The 16,669-nt window shown below is 29.6% G+C and carries 17 protein-coding genes and 4 pseudogenes; 20 read left to right on the top strand and 1 reads right to left on the bottom strand.

Features of this window, described 5'->3' with window-relative positions:
- The first annotated feature begins 47 nt into the window (after nt 1-47).
- The 18 genes and pseudogenes from KQI30_RS08020 (at nt 48) to queF (ending at nt 14,121) form a co-directional block, all read left to right on the top strand.
- Nucleotides 48-4,193, top strand: a complete 4,146-nt coding sequence (locus tag KQI30_RS08020) for a transglutaminase domain-containing protein (RefSeq protein WP_216462780.1) — start codon at nt 48-50, stop codon at nt 4,191-4,193.
- Nucleotides 4,194-4,207: 14 nt separating this feature from the next.
- Nucleotides 4,208-4,750 carry an SMI1/KNR4 family protein gene (locus tag KQI30_RS08015; RefSeq protein ID WP_216462779.1) on the top strand — a complete coding sequence of 181 codons (543 nt, stop codon included), beginning with the start codon at nt 4,208-4,210 and terminating at the stop codon, nt 4,748-4,750.
- A 138-nt stretch (nt 4,751-4,888) separates the two neighbouring features.
- Nucleotides 4,889-5,053: pseudogene (locus KQI30_RS17535) on the top strand (HNH endonuclease); the annotation flags it as partial.
- Nucleotides 5,054-5,067: 14 nt separating this feature from the next.
- The gene (locus tag KQI30_RS08005) at nt 5,068-5,613 is read left to right on the top strand and encodes an SMI1/KNR4 family protein (RefSeq protein ID WP_216462778.1); all 546 of its coding nucleotides are present in this window, start codon (nt 5,068-5,070) and stop codon (nt 5,611-5,613) included.
- Between the two features lie 129 nt (nt 5,614-5,742).
- Nucleotides 5,743-5,907 (top strand): annotated as a pseudogene (locus tag KQI30_RS17530) (HNH endonuclease); the annotation flags it as partial.
- Nucleotides 5,908-5,921: 14 nt separating this feature from the next.
- The gene (locus tag KQI30_RS07995; protein ID WP_216462777.1) at nt 5,922-6,464 is read left to right on the top strand and encodes an SMI1/KNR4 family protein; all 543 of its coding nucleotides are present in this window, start codon (nt 5,922-5,924) and stop codon (nt 6,462-6,464) included.
- Nucleotides 6,465-6,599: 135 nt separating this feature from the next.
- Nucleotides 6,600-6,767: pseudogene (locus tag KQI30_RS17525) on the top strand (HNH endonuclease); the annotation flags it as partial.
- Nucleotides 6,768-6,781: 14 nt separating this feature from the next.
- Nucleotides 6,782-7,324: an SMI1/KNR4 family protein gene (locus KQI30_RS07985; RefSeq protein ID WP_216462776.1), complete on the top strand. Its 543-nt coding sequence runs from the start codon at nt 6,782-6,784 to the stop codon at nt 7,322-7,324.
- Between the two features lie 133 nt (nt 7,325-7,457).
- A pseudogene (locus tag KQI30_RS07980) lies at nt 7,458-7,820 on the top strand (HNH endonuclease); the annotation flags it as partial.
- Between the two features lie 14 nt (nt 7,821-7,834).
- On the top strand, nt 7,835-8,515 hold the full coding sequence (locus KQI30_RS07975; protein ID WP_216462775.1) for an SMI1/KNR4 family protein: 681 nt from the start codon (nt 7,835-7,837) through the stop codon (nt 8,513-8,515).
- A 318-nt stretch (nt 8,516-8,833) separates the two neighbouring features.
- A complete protein-coding gene (locus KQI30_RS07970) occupies nt 8,834-9,505 on the top strand; it encodes a DUF5105 domain-containing protein (RefSeq protein ID WP_216462774.1) in 672 nt (223 codons plus the stop codon).
- Nucleotides 9,506-9,537: 32 nt separating this feature from the next.
- Nucleotides 9,538-10,254 carry a DUF5105 domain-containing protein gene (locus tag KQI30_RS07965; RefSeq protein WP_216462773.1) on the top strand — a complete coding sequence of 239 codons (717 nt, stop codon included), beginning with the start codon at nt 9,538-9,540 and terminating at the stop codon, nt 10,252-10,254.
- Nucleotides 10,255-10,392: 138 nt separating this feature from the next.
- Nucleotides 10,393-11,043, top strand: coding sequence for a DUF5105 domain-containing protein (locus tag KQI30_RS07960; RefSeq protein WP_216462772.1), 651 nt, complete (start codon nt 10,393-10,395; stop codon nt 11,041-11,043).
- A 203-nt stretch (nt 11,044-11,246) separates the two neighbouring features.
- Nucleotides 11,247-11,675, top strand: coding sequence for a 6-pyruvoyl trahydropterin synthase family protein (locus KQI30_RS07955; protein WP_216462771.1), 429 nt, complete (start codon nt 11,247-11,249; stop codon nt 11,673-11,675).
- Nucleotide 11,676: 1 nt separating this feature from the next.
- Nucleotides 11,677-12,345, top strand: coding sequence for a putative 7-carboxy-7-deazaguanine synthase QueE (queE, locus tag KQI30_RS07950; RefSeq protein ID WP_216462770.1), 669 nt, complete (start codon nt 11,677-11,679; stop codon nt 12,343-12,345).
- A 6-nt stretch (nt 12,346-12,351) separates the two neighbouring features.
- Nucleotides 12,352-12,945: a GTP cyclohydrolase I FolE gene (gene folE / locus KQI30_RS07945; RefSeq protein WP_216462769.1), complete on the top strand. Its 594-nt coding sequence runs from the start codon at nt 12,352-12,354 to the stop codon at nt 12,943-12,945.
- An 11-nt stretch (nt 12,946-12,956) separates the two neighbouring features.
- Nucleotides 12,957-13,613, top strand: a complete 657-nt coding sequence (gene queC, locus KQI30_RS07940; protein ID WP_216462768.1) for a 7-cyano-7-deazaguanine synthase QueC — start codon at nt 12,957-12,959, stop codon at nt 13,611-13,613.
- A 4-nt stretch (nt 13,614-13,617) separates the two neighbouring features.
- Nucleotides 13,618-14,121, top strand: a complete 504-nt coding sequence (queF, locus tag KQI30_RS07935) for a preQ(1) synthase (protein ID WP_216462767.1) — start codon at nt 13,618-13,620, stop codon at nt 14,119-14,121.
- 311 nt (nt 14,122-14,432) lie between these two features.
- Here queF and KQI30_RS07930 read toward each other — a convergent pair whose 3' ends face one another.
- A complete protein-coding gene (locus KQI30_RS07930) occupies nt 14,433-15,368 on the bottom strand; it encodes a M28 family peptidase (protein ID WP_216462766.1) in 936 nt (311 codons plus the stop codon).
- 94 nt (nt 15,369-15,462) lie between these two features.
- On the opposite strand from KQI30_RS07930, the gene KQI30_RS07925 reads away from it, so the two are divergent.
- Together KQI30_RS07925 and KQI30_RS07920 are read left to right on the top strand one after the other, a co-directional pair.
- Nucleotides 15,463-15,789 (top strand): thioredoxin family protein, encoded by a 327-nt coding sequence (locus KQI30_RS07925; protein ID WP_253287437.1) that lies wholly within the window; start codon nt 15,463-15,465, stop codon nt 15,787-15,789.
- A gap of 121 nt (nt 15,790-15,910) precedes the next feature.
- Entirely contained in the window at nt 15,911-16,543 is a 633-nt protein-coding gene (locus KQI30_RS07920; protein ID WP_216462765.1) for a FlxA-like family protein, read from the top strand.
- The last annotated feature ends 126 nt before the right edge of the window (nt 16,544-16,669 follow it).

Genomic DNA, 16,669 nt, shown 5'->3' with positions numbered 1-16,669 from the left:
GAGAATAGAATAGTCTATTCTCCATGATAAAAGAAGGGAAGGGAAATATGAAAGATAAGTGGAAGGTTACTTTTAAATCTATTGCATTAACATTAATAGTGATTATGACTATAAATTGTAGTTCACCTAGTGAAGTATGGAGAGAAATAAAAAATAGCAGTAAAAAGTTATGGGGCGATAAAGAAACATTAACTACTGTAGAGCGAACAAAGTTAGGTAGTCTTCAAGAAACAGTATCAGATAATAAAGAAAAAAGTAAAGATGCTATAGAAAATGATAATTTAGATGAGAGTAAAAAGTTTTTAGAGGAAACTTTAGAAGCTATTGAAAGTAATGAAGATAAGATAAATAAAGAATTTAAAGATATTGAAAAATACTTAGATAAAAATAATTTAGATGTAGCTAAGTCTAGATTAACAGAGGTAAAGAATCAATTTAAAGATTTGGTAAATAGTAAAGACAAAATAGAAGAAGCTATAAATAGTGATGATAAAGATAAGATATTAGCAGTATTAGATGATGAAAGTATTTTTGGAAAAGATGAAAATACATATAAATCTTTAGGTGATGATGCATTACCTCATAATAATGAAGAAGCAGAATATGGTACAGAAGAAGCTACTGCAATTAGCAATGATCCAATCGAATATTCTTTAGACAAAGCTACTGAGGATAATGAGGAGTATTTAAAAGAAACTCTAGATACAAAGATAACAGAGGTTATAAAGAAAAAATCTGATGAATTAAGTAATAATCCATTAGATATATATAAGTTTGTAAGAAATAATGTAAATTTTGAAGCTTATGCAGGCTCTAGAAAAGGAGCAACAGGAGCTTTGGAACAATTAGCAGGTAATGACTATGATCAAAGTTCACTTTTAATAGCATTACTTAGAAGTAAAAATATACCTGCTAAATATGTAACAGGAACTGTAGATGTATCTGTAGAAAATGCAATGGCATGGACAGGAGCAGAAACACCAAAAGTTGCGGCAGATATGTTAGCAGCTATGGGGAATAAGACAACAGCTATAACTAGCGGAGGAGAAATTGTTAAGATAAGAATAGATCATGTTTGGGTAGAAGCTTATTGTTCACTATGTGAATATAGAGGACAAGGTGAAGTTACTGATGAAAAAGAGTGGATACCATTTGATCCATCATTTAAGAAATATAAAAAAGTAGAAGGTACTATAAGTTCAGTAGAGAAAGATATTGAAACAAGTGATATTGCAGATGATTTTTATTATGGTGGTGTAAAAACAGAAGATACTTTTGGAGTAAAGAATATATATAATGATGATTTAAAATATGTCGCAGATGATATAAAATCTCAACTTGAAAAGTATATAAATGAAGAAACTCTTGAAGGAAAAAGACTAATTGATGTTGTTGGTGGATTAGAAATAATTCCTGAAGAAATAGATTTATTGCCATTTAGTATTCCTAATACTTTAGTATCAATAGATAGCAGAAGTAGTGAAATAGATAATAATAAGAGAGAAAAAGTAAGTATAGAAGTTAGTGATACCTATGGTATTGGAGGAGAACTTTCTTTAAATAAGACTGCTGTAGAATTATATGGTAAGAAATTAACATTAAGTTGGATTCCAGCTACAGATAGTGATGAAGAGATAATAAGTAATTATGGCAGTGTTTTTGATACACCTGCTTACCTAGTTGAAGTTAAACCTGTAATAAAGGCTGATGGAGAAGTTATAGCAGAAGGGTCAGCTATAGGTTTAGGGCAAGTAGAAAACTTTAGTATATTGTTAGATAGAGTAGGATTATCAAGTCAAAGAGTTACTGCTGTATTAACAGCAGGAGGATATTATGCATTAGGATTAGATTATGGTGCAATATCTGAAAATGAAATAACTAATATACAATCAAGGATGAAAGAAGCAGAAGAGAATGCAGATGAAAAAGACTATTATAGTGATGACGTTGCCGGAGAAATTCTTAATGGAATAATTAAGAGTTACTTTGGTGAATTAGATAGTATGAATAGAATCTCTGCAGAAATGAGTGGGGTAAAAGATACAAGATCATTAAGCTTTGGTATATCAGGATTTAAGCCTACAGTAAAATACTTATATGGTACACCGGTAGATTTAAAATTAGGTTCTGTTTATGTAGATATTGGAGGAGATGCACATTCTGTAGTAAGTAGAGATGGAGATAAAGAAAAAGAAAAGACTTACATGATAAAAACAGGAATGATAGCATCTGCAATGGAAAGTTCAATAATAGAGCAAATGTGTGGACTTCCAGCAGTATCAACAGTATCAATATTAAATAAGGCAGCAGAAGAAGGAGAAACATTATACTCAGTAACTAAAGAAAATATAAATGAAGTATTACCGCTTTTAAATGTAAGCGAATATGTAAAAAATGAAATAGTAAATGAAGTAAATTCAGGAAAAGAAGTAACAATACCTAAAAATGAAATTAGCTATTATGATTGGACAGGTTCTGTATATATAGTAATGGACAATGACACTGGAGCAGCTGGATATATGATTGCTGGTGGACATGCTGGTGGAGAAGGTGCCATAGATTTTTCTACAGTAAATTGGATAGAGGTAATAGGTCATTTCTTTTTGGGTTGGCTTGAAGGAGCAGTTTTTGCAATACCATTTATAGTAATATCATTGTTAGTACCTTTTGCTTCAGCAATGATAGCTTTAGTAGCTCAAACAATTTTAGCATTAATTTCTATATATATGCTTATAGATTGTGCAATAATTTTGGTAGAGTTAAATATATGGCTAGCAGAAGGACGAATTAATAGTCAGACATATTGTAATGCTATTGCAGAGATAGTTGGTATGTTTTTTGGTGGCAGATGGATGACGGGAAAGGCTCCCCAAAGTAAATTGTATAATAAAATAAGAGGCCAGGTAATAGAATCAAAAGCAAAAGAATTGGGATTAGAAGTGGAAACTGTTGAAAAACTTTATCAAAGGAATGGTACCTATGAATTAGATGAAGGATTAAAAGCAGCTAAAAAAGCAAAAGAAGCAGGAATGACTGAATTAGAATTAAGGGAAGCTTCAGAAAGTTTATCTGCTAAAGGATTTAGAAATTACTGTGAGACAATATCTAAGTTCTACAAAGATGGTAAAATAAATTCTGAACTTCCAGAGACATTGAAAAAATTTGTATTTGAACAGTCTAAAAATGATAGTGAAATACCTGATACAATTTTTGATAAGGCACAAAAAGTAGAAAATAAAATAATAGAAATTAAGACATCTATTAAAGAAGCAAAACAAGAGTTATTTCAATCAATTAAACTGAAGATATATGACTTAGGAGAAAGCCTTGGTTGTACATTTGAAGAAACACAATTTGCATTAGCAGATGGTGAAATGCTAATTATTAAAAAATCAGAAATTAACGGGGTTACTGATTTTGAATATTATGCAACTAAAATAGGCTCAGAAATAAGTATAAAAGATGTTTTTGGTGAAAGTATTGCAAAAGATGTTGCAAGTGGTAAACTTAAAATAAAAGAAAGTGGTACTGTAATTAGAATTAAAGATGGATCTAAATTAATAAAAGCAAGAGTTGTACCAAAAGGATATTTAAGCTCTGAACAATTTATTAAACAAATTGAGTTGGGTAGAGTAGATATAGAACAATGGGGTTATAGCAGTGTAGAATCAGTAAAAGAAGTAATAGAGTTAACAGATTCATACCTAAGTAAGTCATCTGGTGCTAGAGATAACACATTAAAAAATTCTAAAAATGCAGGTAATAAAATTAAAGTTAAGGATGCCAATAACATAGAATATGAAATTGAAATAGATCCAATAGGATATCCAGTGTTTAAAGGTGAATATGTAAAAGTCGATATAAATATAAAAGGTGATGCTGTAGTAAAAGAAAAAGGTTTAAGTAATATGAAATCAAGAGAACATATGAAAGCGGCTACAAGAGAATTTAGAAGAATAAAGACAGAGGAAGCGGAAAAGCTCGGAAAGTCAATAGAAGAACATTTAAAAGATGAAGGGTTTAATGAGAAGCAAATTGATGATATAAAAGGTGGAAAGGATGAAATAGAAGGATACACATGGCATCATCATCAAGAAAGTGGAAGAATGCAACTTGTAGAAGGGAAGATACATGCAAGTTTAAAACATAATGGTGGTAATTGCTTATGGGGAGAAGAGAGTAAAGAAAATTAGAAGAGGTTGGTAGTATGAAAAAGAAAGTGTTGTGGGATTGGAATGAAGAATTGTCAAATGAAAAGATAATTGAGTTAGAAAAACTATGGAATATAAAATTTCCAAAGGAGTATAGAGAAATAATAAAAGCACATCATAGAGCATCAGTGGAGCTAGAAATAGATGGAATTAGGTATATTCATTGTGGAATTGACATACCAAAGTGGCATGGTGGAAGAGCAGGAGTTAGACTCTTAGACTATAAAGGATATGCTGGTATTGAAACATGGAGTATAGTTTGGTCACATGAAGCTTTTAAGGAATGTTTACCAGACCCGGAAAAGATATTTCCATTTGCAGATGATGGGGGGGGAAATTATTATTTCTTTGATTATAGAGATGATGATAAGGAGCCTTCTATTGTATTTATAGATCATGAAGAATCAATAGAGGCAGATGAGCTAGATGAAGATGAATTAGAAGAAAGAACAGTAGCAGAGTGGCTAGAATTTAACTTATATAGAGTAGCAGATTCATTTTCAGAGTTTTTAGATAAGATAACACCAGATGAAGATTAAACAAGTTAAATAAAGTAATAAGGTCAGGAGTACAGCTTCTGGCTTTATTTTTATAGGATACACAAAGGTAAGTAAAAAATGGTAAAATATTATATAAATATAATGGAATAATGTTTAAAAGATGAAGGATTTAATGAGAAGCAAATTGATGATATAAAAGGTGGAAAGGATGAAATAGAAGGATTTACATGGCATCATCATCAAGAAAGTGGAAGAATGCAACTTGTAGAAGAAACTTTTCATAAAGACCTTAAACATAATGGTGGTGATTGCTTATGGGGAGGACAAAGTAAAGAAAATTAGAATAGGTGAGTATTATGGAAAAGAAAGTGTTGTGGGATTTGAACAGGGAATTATCAAATGAAAAGATAATCGAATTAGAAAATTTATGGAATATAAAATTTCCAAAAGAATATGTAGAAATAATAAGAAAACATTCTAGTTCATCAGCAGAATTGGAGATTGATGGAATAAAATATAAGTATTGTGGAATAGATATACCTAACTGGCGTGGTGGAAGATCAGGGGTATATTTATTGGGATATGATGGATATGGAGATATTACAACTTGGAGAATAGTTGATGTATATGAAGCTTTTAAGGAATGTTTACCTGAACCTGAAAAAATATTTCCATTTGCAGGTGATTCCGACATATTTTTCTTTGATTATAGAAATAGTGATATAGAACCAACCATCGTATTTTTACCACATGAAGAATCAATAATAGAAGATGAGTTAGATGAAGATGAGTTAGAAGAAAGAACAGTGGCAGAGTGGCAAGATTTAACTTTGTATAAGGTAGCAGATTCATTTTCAGAGTTTTTAGATAAGATAACACCAGATGAAGATCAAACAAGTTAATAAAGTAATGAGGTCAGGAGTGAGAGCTTCTGGCTTTATTTTTATAGGATACACAAAGGTAAGTGAAAAATGGTAAAATATTATATAAATATAATGGAATAATGTTTAAAAGATGAAGGATTTAATGAAAAGCAAATTAATAATATTAAAGGGGGAGAAGAAGAAATAAAAGGATACATATGGCACCACCATCAAGAAACAGGAAGAATGCAACTTGTAGAAAGAAATATTCATGAAAATTTAAGACATAATGGTGGTGATTGTTTATGGGGAGAAAAGAGTAAAGAAGATTAGATGAGGTTAGTAGTATGGAAAAAAAAGTGTTATGGAACTGGGATGAAGAATTATCAAATGAAAAGATAATAGAATTAGAGAAGCTATGGAATATAAAGTTTCCTAAAGAATATGTTGAAATAATAAAAGCACATCATGGAGCATCAGTAAGGATGGAAATTGATGGAGTTTTATATATTCACTGTGGAATAGATATACCTAAGTGGCATGGTGGAAGAGCTGGAGTTAGACTTGCAGATTATGAAGGATGTGATGGGATTGAAACTTGGGAGATAGTTCATTCTTATGAAGCTTTTAAAGAATGTTTACCAGAACCGGAAAAGATATTTCCATTTGCAGATGATGGAGGCGGGAATATATTTTTCTTTGATTATAGAAATAGTGATACAGAACCATCTATTGTGTTTCTAGATCATGAAGAATCGATAATAGAAGATGAGTTAGATGAAGATGAATTAGAAGAAAGAACAGTGGCAGAGTGGCAAGACTTAACTTTATATAAAGTAGCAGATTCATTTTCAGAGTTTTTAGATAAGATAACACCGTCTGTAGATTAGAAGTTAATTAAACTAATAAGGTCAGAAGTGAGAGCTTCTGGCTTTATTTTTGTAAGATACACAAAAGCAAGTTAAAGAATGGTAAAATATTGTATAAGTATAATGGAATAATGTTTAAAAGCCGAAGGATTTAATGAAAAGCAAATTGAAGATATAAAAAGTGAAAAAGAAAAAATTAAAGGATATACATGGCACCACCATCAAGAAACAGGAAGAATGCAACTTGTAGAAAGAAATATTCATGAAAATTTAAGACATAATGGTGGTGATTGTTTATGGGGAGAAAAGAGTAAAGAAGATTAGAAGAGGTTAGTAGTATGGAAAAAAAAGTGTTATGGAACTGGGATGAAGAATTATCAAATGAAAAGATAATAGAATTAGAGAAGCTATGGAATATAAAGTTTCCTAAAGAATATGTTGAAATAATAAAAGCACATCATGGAGCATCAGTAAGGATGGAAATTGATGGAGTTTTATATATTCACTGTGGAATAGATATACCTAAGTGGCATGGTGGAAGAGCTGGAGTTAGACTTGCAGATTATGAAGGATGTGATGGGATTGAAACTTGGGAGATAGTTCATTCTTATGAAGCTTTTAAAGAATGTTTACCAGAACCGGAAAAGATATTTCCATTTGCAGATGATGGAGGAGGAAATCACTATTTCTTTGATTATAGAGATAATGATACAGAACCATCTATTGTGTTTCTTGACCATGGAGAATCAATAATAGAAGATGAGTTAGATGAAGATGAATTAGAAGAAAGAACAGTGGCAGAATGGCAAGATTTAACTTTGTATAAGGTAGCAGATTCATTTTCAGAGTTTTTAGATAAGATAACACCGCCTATAGATTAGAAGTTAATTAAACTAATAAGGTCAGGAGTGAGAACTTCTGGCTTTATTTTTGTAGGACACACAAAATAAGTTTAAAATGGTAAAATATTATATGAATATAATGGAATAATGTTTAAAAGATGAAGAATTTAATGAGAAGCAAATTGATGATATAAAAGGTGGAAAGGATGAAATAGAAGGATATACATGGTACCACCATCAAGAAACTGGAAGAATGCAGCTAGTAGAAGAAAATATACACGCAAAATTAAAACATAATGGTGGTAATTGTTTATGGGGAGAAAAAAGTAAAGAAAATTTAAATTATAGTGATAATTTTGTAGGATTAACGGAAAGAGCTAATAAATCTAAAGGAAGTAAAACTTATGAAGAATGGATAATATATAAAAAAGAAGGTATATATATTAGGGAATCTTTTAGAAGAGAAATGATTGCGAAAGAGAGACAATTAGAGAGTATTATACAGAAAATGATTGATGAATATAACGGTAAATAGAAGGATGTGTCAAAATGAAAGAAAAACTTGCATATTTAAATAAATATCATAAAAATGTTTGTCTTATAAATGAAAATGTAGATTTGTTAGATGAGGTGCCTGATAAATGGAAATCTATACTTAAAAAAACTGCCATAGATGAAAAAATTAAAGATACTATTTCTATATGGGAAGAAAATATATTTCCACAACTTAGTAATACAATTAATTATTTAAAGAGTAATTTAGTTAATGTAGAATTAATAAAATATGAAGAAAGATATTCTTTATTGTATAGTATAAAGTCAAAAAAAAATAGGATATTATATTACGAAGGTATTCTTTCAGATGTTGATATAAATAAATTGAAGATAGATTGGACTAAGGTACCAGAATCAATAAAAAGATTTTACGAAAATATACATAATGGTTTTTTTTATTATGCTAGTGAGAGTATGGGAATTGTACCTATTGAAGAGGTTAGATATTTTGAAGAAGATGAATGGGGTATATTAGATGAATTAGAAGAAGATTTAGGAATAAATTTAGAGTCAACATTTGCTACATTTAATTCAGGTATGGGAGGATATGTAGCAACGGATTTAAAAAATTGTGATAATGATAATGCTACAGTGTGGTTTACGTCTAGCCAACCTACATATAACGTTAATTTTTGGGATGTTGTTGATGAATGGATAGTTATTGGGTTTGAATAGTATTAATTCAAGGTGAAGTTTTTCTTTTAGAGTATTAAAAAAAGTAACATATGTATGATAAGGTCAGGAGTGAGCACTTCTGGCTTTATTTTTTATGCAGAAATGTTGATATAAAGATTAGTGAATTGTTATCATGATAATTCACTAAAAAATATTTGATATAATAAATTAAGGCATTAAAAATGATTTTTAAAAAGAATATTTAAAAAAGTATTATAAATTTCACTTATATAATATATAATCTAATAAAATAACAATGGTAAAAGTTTGCGAAGATACAAATAGACTGTATCAATTTATTTGAAGGGATAGAAATATATGAAACAAATAGTGAAATTTTGTTATAAACTTATTACTATATTTCTTATTGGATTTGTACTTTTATTTGTTTATTATATTGCAGATGATTTATTAGGAAATAAAACTAATGAAGTTATATCACCGGCGGAAAGTGCTAAAATAGTATCACAATTTTATCTATATGGTGATAAATCTGGAGTAAAAGAACTAGGGATGAGTGATGAGGAGATACAAGCCGCATTACGAAAAGGTAAGGAAGAAAGTATAAAAGTAATGAAAAACAATATAAATGCATTAGGGTATTCTGTAGGAAATGACAAATTAGAACAATATTATAATGCCATTATGAAAGCATCAAAAAAATTAACTGTAAAGACGAAACTTGTTTCTCAGGATAAAAATATAGCTATAGTGAGTATTAAGGCTAATAATATTCCGTTTACTGAAATAAGTTATAAGGCATCATCTAAGGTTGAGGAAGCATTAGGAACTGTAGAAGGTGAAGAAGCTGATTATATAGAGATGGAATCCAAGATATATATGGATAGTTTTATAGAAGAACTTGAAAGTGTAGAACCATCTAGTGATTTTTATCAAGAGGAAGTTGCTTTCACTAGAGCTGGAAATGGGTGGTTTCCAGCAAATAATGATATGTTTGCAACTACTATAGATAATTTAATAACTAAATAAGCTAAAGTATAGAAGTTATGGGGGAAGGCAATTTGTCAAAGAAAAAAGTAAGTAAAAAGAACTTAAATAATAAGAATGTAAATAAAAAAGTTAAGAAAGAAAAAGTATTTACTAAAGAAAGAATAGTATCAGCGATTATAGCGATATTTTTGATTTTTACATTAATTTTATCGTTAACTTCATGTATGGGGACGGTGTCTCTAGAAAAGAGTGCTAAGCTTTTAGCAGAGTATTATGTAAAGCATGATCAAGCAGCTCTTAGAAAACTTGGTGCTAGTAGTGAAACTGCAAAGGAAGGAATAGAAACAGAAAAGGCAGAAAGAAAAAAGGATATACAAAGTTCTTTTGCCAGATCAGGTGTTGAAGCTACTGATGAACAATTAGAAAAAATATATGAAGCACAAATGGAGGCTATTAAGAAGGTCACTATTACTACAGAAGTAGTTTCTCAAGATGGAGATAGTGCTGAGGTTAAAATATCAATGAATTATATAGATGCAGAAGCGATAGATGAAGCAGCAGCGGAAGAAGCGTTTAAAGATATAAAGGATGGCGAAAAGAATAGTGATAAGTTAAAAAAAGAGTGTCTTGAAAAGTATGTCAATAGCATAGTAAAGGGATTAAAAGAAGCAAAGCCATCAACAGAAAAAAACGAAGCTATTTTTACATTTGAAAAAGGGGCAATGTCTTGGATGCCAGAGGAGATGGAGTTATTCACAGAAGGTATTGATTCATTGATGAGTAATTAGAAAAAAATATTTGCATATAAACTGTCACAAAAAATAGTATGACAGTTTTTTTTTGTGTGTAATTTTTTATTTAAAATGGTAAAAACATTAAATAAATGTACGATATTACTATAAAGTGAAAGGGAAGGAAGATGATTTGTGAGAAATATAAAAAAAATTAGTGTATTAATAATAAGTATCATGATATCTATTTTATTAACTGCATGTGAGATACCATTACCTAAAATACAGAAAAGTTTTAATCCAGAAGAGAGTATGAAAGTTTATATTGACGTAAGTTGTATGAAAGATAATGATGATGTAATTGATTTTATAGGATCAGAGTCGGAGAAAAATGTATTATATGTTAGTAGTAAAATTAGAATAAAAAATATGCTACTAGATCAGGCGACTCAATCAGAAATGAATATTTCAGATAATCAAATAGATAAAATTTATGAGGCAGCTTTACGGGCTATTGATAAAGTTGAATTTAAAATTGAGAAAGTATCAGAAGATGACGATAAAGCACAAGTTAAGATTTCATATAATTACTTAGACCTTACTAATATGGAGAGTGATTTGTATAAGTATATGGAGGAAGAAGTTAAAAATAGGACAATTCAAAATAAGGATGATGCCGTAGATTTAGCTGTTGATGGATTAATAAAAATTTATGAAGAAGCTAAAATTTCCGATAAGGTTTATGAAGAAACATATGAAATGCATAGAGAAGGAAGAGTATGGATTATTAATGATGAAGATAAATTTGAGAAAAGTATGGGGAATATTGTTCTTGTTAATGAATAATATTTTAAGTTTGCATATCCTTCTATAGTATGTTATAACATAATAGTAATAATAAAATACGGACAGTTCGTTAAGACCATCCTGTCCTTAAACAAAACTAGGCAAATAATTTTAACTTAGAATTAAAAGTTAAGGTTTATTTTGTTATGCTAGTTTTGTGTAATAAAATAAACCTTTTTTATTTGTAAGGAGTAATTAAAAATATGTTTAAAATAAGAAGTGAAGTACAATTTGATATGGCACATTATCTTAGTGGATATAAAGGAAAGTGTGCTAACATTCATGGACATAGATATAGATTAGTAGCCACTTTAAAGGCAAAAGAACTTCAAAAAGAAGGTCAATGTCGTGGTATGGTGGACGATTTTACAAACTTTAAAAACGCACTTAAAGATATTGCAGAGAGTTTTGATCATAAACTTATAATAGAAGAAAATGAAGAAGGAAAAGCTCTTGCAAAGCAGTTAGAAGTATTACCAAATAATTTTGATATAGTGTTTGTTCCATATAGATCTACTGCAGAGGAGATGTCTAGAGACATTTTCAATAAACTAAAAGCACAAGGTTTTCCTATATATGAAGTAGAATTATTTGAAACACCTACTAACAGTTGTATATATTCGGAGGAATAACATGTTTAATATAATAGAAAAGTTTTTATCTATAGATGGAGAAGGACCAACATCAGGACAACTAGCAACATTTATAAGATTTCAACATTGCAATTTAAGGTGTTCTTGGTGTGATACAACTTATTCATGGAATAAGGAAAATACAACAGAGGTTTTATCGGCAAAGGAAATTTATGATTATATAAAAGCTAATGGTGTGAAAAATGTTACACTTACAGGTGGAGAACCACTTATTCAAGAAGGTATAGATGAACTTTTAGAACTTTTAGATAAAGATAATCAGTTGCTTGTTCATATAGAGACAAATGGTTCTGTAGATATATTACCATTTAAGAAAAAATTCAAAGGTGGAAATATAAGCTATATTGTAGATTTTAAGCTACCAAAGAGTGGTATGACAAAGAATATGAACTTAGAAAATCTAAAAAATGTTGAAAAGAGAGATGTGTATAAGTTTGTAGTAGGAAGTAATGAGGATTTAGAAGTAGCTTATAATATAATCAAGGAATATGATTTAACTTCTAAATGTTTAGTATATTTTAGCCCTGTATTAGGGGAGATTGAAATGGATAAAATAGTAGAGTTTATGAAAGACAAGAAGTTAAACGATGTTAGGCTACAAGTTCAACTTCATAAGATAATATGGCATAAGGATGCTAGGGGGGTATAGAGAACTATGGCTAAGAAGATAGATACAAATAAGATTCAAGAATGTATAAGAGAAATTATTATAGCATTAGGTGATGATCCTAATAGAGAAGGGTTATTGGATACACCTAAAAGAGTAGCAAAAATGTATGAGGAAGTCTTTGAAGGAATGAATTACAGTAATAGAGAGATTGCTGATATGTTTGGGACAACTTTTGAAGAAGAAGATTATGTTGGTGAAACATATAAAAATATGGTGGTAGTAGGTAATATTCCTATTCATAGTTATTGTGAACACCATTTAGCACTTATGTACAACATGAAGGTTACTGTAGTGTATATTCCAAAAGATAAAATAATTGGTCTTAGCAAAATTGCAAGAATTGCTGATATGGTAGGAAGAAGACTTCAACTTCAAGAACGTATTGGTAGTGATATAGCTGAGATAATTTCTATGGTTACAGAAACAGAAGATGTAGGAGTGCTTATAACTGGAGAACATAGTTGTATGACTGCAAGAGGTATAAAGAAACCAGGAACTCTTACAACAACAACAACTTTCACTGGAAGATTCCAAGAGGATGATATGTTAAGACAAGAAGCTTTATTAATTATGAAATAGGAGTGAGATGTATGAATAAAAAGGCGGTAGTTGTATTTAGTGGTGGTCAAGATTCTACTACATGTTTATTTTGGGCACTTAAGGAATTTGATGAAGTAATTGCAGTTACTTTTAACTACAATCAAAGACATAGCTTAGAAATAGAATGTGCTAAAAATATTGCAAAAGACTTAGGAATTGAACATCATATTTTAGATATGGAACTATTAAATCAATTAGCACCAAATGCTCTTACTCGTAAGGATATAGAAGTAAAGGCAGGAGAAAACGGCAGTCTACCATCAACTTTTGTTGAGGGACGTAATATGCTTTTCTTAACTTTTGCAGCTGTGCTTGCTAAGGTTAAGGGTGCAAAACATATCGTAACAGGAGTATGCGAAACAGATTTTAGTGGATATCCTGATTGTAGAGATGTATTTATTAAGTCTCTTAATGTAACACTAAATTTAGCTATGGATTATGAGTTTGTGGTACATACACCATTAATGTGGATAGATAAGGCACAAACTTGGGAAATGGCAGATAGTTTTGGAAAATTAGATTATGTTAGAGAAAAAACACTTACTTGTTATAATGGTATTATTGGCGATGGATGCGGAGAATGTCCAGCTTGTAAGTTAAGAAAACATGGTCTTGAAAAATACTTAGAAAGCAAAAAGGAGAAATAAAAACATGAGTCACAGCGGAAGACAAGGATCAGAATTAGATGGAATAACTCTTTTAGGGAATCAAGGAACAAAATATGAATATGGATATAATCCAGATGTGTTAGAAACTTTTGATAATAAGCATCCAGACAATGATTATTTTGTAAAATTTAATTGCCCAGAGTTTACAAGTCTTTGTCCAATAACTGGTCAACCAGACTTTGCTACAATTTATATAAGCTACATACCATCAGTAAAGATGGTAGAAAGTAAATCATTAAAGTTATATTTATTTAGCTTTAGAAATCATGGTGATTTCCATGAAGATTGTATGAATATAATAATGAAGGATTTAATAAAACTTATGGATCCTAAATATATCGAAGTATGGGGTAAATTCACTCCAAGAGGCGGAATAAGCATAGATCCATATTGTAACTATGGTAAGCCAGGAACTAAATTTGAAGAAATGGCAAACTATAGAATGATGAATCATGATATGTATCCGGAAAAGGTAGATAACAGATAGGAAGAGCAGGGCACAAGTATGAGGGCACAGGGCACAGGTATAGATGAAATTCTTGCAGAATTTCTGAAATTTTAAGTGTTGAGCTGAATGTTATAAGTTAGACTATGTTTCTTACTTAGAGCATAGTTGATATAAAAGTAGTTACAGAAAGCTCATGAAAGTTGCACTTTCATGAAGCTTAGATTACGAATTATAATATAATTTCTGTATCTATAGTAACTATGAAAACACCTTACTTGTGCCCTGTGCCATAATAAAAGAAATTATCGCTCACAAATTTTCATATATTAATGGGATTGCTTTTTGCATTTTTAGTCAGTGTATGTAATATTTTCAACTAATTCTATGATTGAGTCAGAAATACTATCTAATTTTGAATAATCTACTACAGCAGGGGTGTCTTTTTCGCTATGAATTACTTCTTTTATATTTTCTTCTATTATACATATTGATTTCATTTCTGGTCTCTTAAATGAATCACTATCAGATCTTCCTAATATTTTATTATCTAATGTTACTTCTAAACCATTGTTTTCTAACGATTCTTTCATGAATTTATTTAAATTGTTATAACCTTCATTATTTAAAAAGGTTATTTTTCCGCCGTTTATATAACCTACTGAATCTATATTTATATCTATTAAATTATCATACTTGCCTATTATATCGTGTACAAATTTAGTACTTCCCGTTCTTCCTGACTCTTCGCCATTAAATGCAGCAAAAACTATATCAAATTCCGGATTCTCTAATGAATATGTATTCTTTAAAATTTCTGCGACCTCTAATAAAACTGATACTCCTGAAGCATTATCAATAGCACCTCTTATTATTTTTCCGTCTTGATATCCTATATGATCAAAATGGGCTGAAATAATTATAGCATTATTAGATACACCATCTATTTTACCAACTATATTACTAGAGGTTGCATTATATTTATGTTTATATCCATTATTAAAAAGTGAATTTAATCCTATATCTTTAAACAATTTATCTATATAGTCCTCTGTTAATTTATTGCCATTACTTCCTATAGCGCGTCCTTCAAACTCATCTGATGTTAAAGTTTCAATTACACTTTTTTTATTAATTATTTTAGCTTGATAATTTTCATTAAGTACTTTTTTAGCGTTAGTTAACTGTATATTTTTTATCGATGCGTTAGTATTTGTTTTACTTACGCAAGATATTAGTGGCATCAGTAGAATTATCGTAGTTAAAAGTAATACGAATCTTTTTTTCAAATAAATCTTTCCTTTCTAATAGTGAATTATATATAAATATATGAGAACACTACAGTATAATATGAAGATAATAATTTATAAGGAGATATAAGTTTTGATAGAAATTAAAAAGAATGATAATATTGATAATTTAATAAATGAAAATATAATTACAGTGATATATTTTACAGGTACCGAGTGTGGTGCTTGTGAGGTTATAAAAAAGAGGATTGAGGAGATTTTGAAAGAGTATTCGAATGTTAATTGTTATGAGATAAATGGAGAAGAAAATGTAGATATAGCGGCAAGGTATGGAGTATTTTCATTGCCGATTTTATTACTTTTTATTGAGGGAAAGGAGACTATAAGGGTAGGTAGAAATATTGACTTTTTAGAATTCGAGAAGAGTATTGAAAGATATAATAATTTATTGTTTAACTAGAGATAAATTGTATCACAATGTTTATGCAAATATTTTACCTGAAATACTTTAGAGAAAATGATTTGATACGAAAAAGAACTTATAAGATAAAAATGTGTGTGGATATAAGGGAGACTTATTTATGAAGGTTGGAAGTATTGATGGAACAAATAATAAGCAAATGCAAATGAGTATGGGGACTACTAAAGATAATCAATTACAAGCAATTGAGAAACAGATTGATAATGTTCAAAATCAAATTCAAAAATTATCGGAAAACAAAAATCTATCAGATGATCAGAAGATGGAGAGACGAAAAGAATTGCAACAACAATTACAAGATTTGAATAAACAACTGATGGAAAGAAAGATAGAGATTCAAAGAGAAAAAAGAGAAGATAATGTAAGTAACAATAAAGTTAATTTACATGATACTGCGGAATTTTCTGCAGAAGGTCTTATTAGTGCAAGTAATACTATGAAACAGATAAAGACTACTAACACTGTTAAAACTTCAATAGAAGGAGAAGCAAGAGTGTTAAAGAGTGAAATAAAGATGGATAAAAGTAGGGGAATTAATACGGAAGGTAAAGAATCAAGGCTTGCTAAGATAAATGATAAAGTAAGTGATATAATGAAAGATATAAATAAGGATATTGAAGATATTAATAATACTGTAGATAAAAAAGATATAGATGAAAAACAAGAGGATATAGCGGAAGAAAATTCTAAAAACTTAAAAGAAGGATATCACTCAATAGATGTTAGAGCATAGAAAAGTATTAAGATATTAGGTTGAAAGCTTAATATCTTTTTTTTATTGTTAAAAAGTTAAATTTATTGTCACAAAGTTAAAGGAAAGAACGTTATAAGGGTGAAGATTAATTTTCAATAATTTATA

This window comes from Clostridium bornimense (genome assembly GCF_018917145.1).
GTDB lineage: Bacteria > Bacillota > Clostridia > Clostridiales > Clostridiaceae > Clostridium_AN > Clostridium_AN bornimense_A.
Note: the sequence above shows the minus strand (reverse complement) of the source record. Positions and strands in the feature narration are given on the sequence as shown.

Bases quoted from the DNA above. Each gene is read 5' to 3' on its own strand.
- KQI30_RS08020 (WP_216462780.1), top strand. From the start codon at position 48: ATGAAAGATAAGTGGAAGGTTACTTTTAAATCTATTGCATTAACATTA.
- KQI30_RS08015 (WP_216462779.1), top strand. From the start codon at position 4,208: ATGAAAAAGAAAGTGTTGTGGGATTGGAATGAAGAATTGTCAAATGAA.
- KQI30_RS08005 (WP_216462778.1), top strand. From the start codon at position 5,068: ATGGAAAAGAAAGTGTTGTGGGATTTGAACAGGGAATTATCAAATGAA.
- KQI30_RS07995 (WP_216462777.1), top strand. From the start codon at position 5,922: ATGGAAAAAAAAGTGTTATGGAACTGGGATGAAGAATTATCAAATGAA.
- KQI30_RS07985 (WP_216462776.1), top strand. From the start codon at position 6,782: ATGGAAAAAAAAGTGTTATGGAACTGGGATGAAGAATTATCAAATGAA.
- KQI30_RS07975 (WP_216462775.1), top strand. From the start codon at position 7,835: ATGAAAGAAAAACTTGCATATTTAAATAAATATCATAAAAATGTTTGT.
- KQI30_RS07970 (WP_216462774.1), top strand. From the start codon at position 8,834: ATGAAACAAATAGTGAAATTTTGTTATAAACTTATTACTATATTTCTT.
- KQI30_RS07955 (WP_216462771.1), top strand. From the start codon at position 11,247: ATGTTTAAAATAAGAAGTGAAGTACAATTTGATATGGCACATTATCTT.
- queE (WP_216462770.1), top strand. From the start codon at position 11,677: ATGTTTAATATAATAGAAAAGTTTTTATCTATAGATGGAGAAGGACCA.
- folE (WP_216462769.1), top strand. From the start codon at position 12,352: ATGGCTAAGAAGATAGATACAAATAAGATTCAAGAATGTATAAGAGAA.
- queC (WP_216462768.1), top strand. From the start codon at position 12,957: ATGAATAAAAAGGCGGTAGTTGTATTTAGTGGTGGTCAAGATTCTACT.
- queF (WP_216462767.1), top strand. From the start codon at position 13,618: ATGAGTCACAGCGGAAGACAAGGATCAGAATTAGATGGAATAACTCTT.
- KQI30_RS07920 (WP_216462765.1), top strand. From the start codon at position 15,911: ATGAAGGTTGGAAGTATTGATGGAACAAATAATAAGCAAATGCAAATG.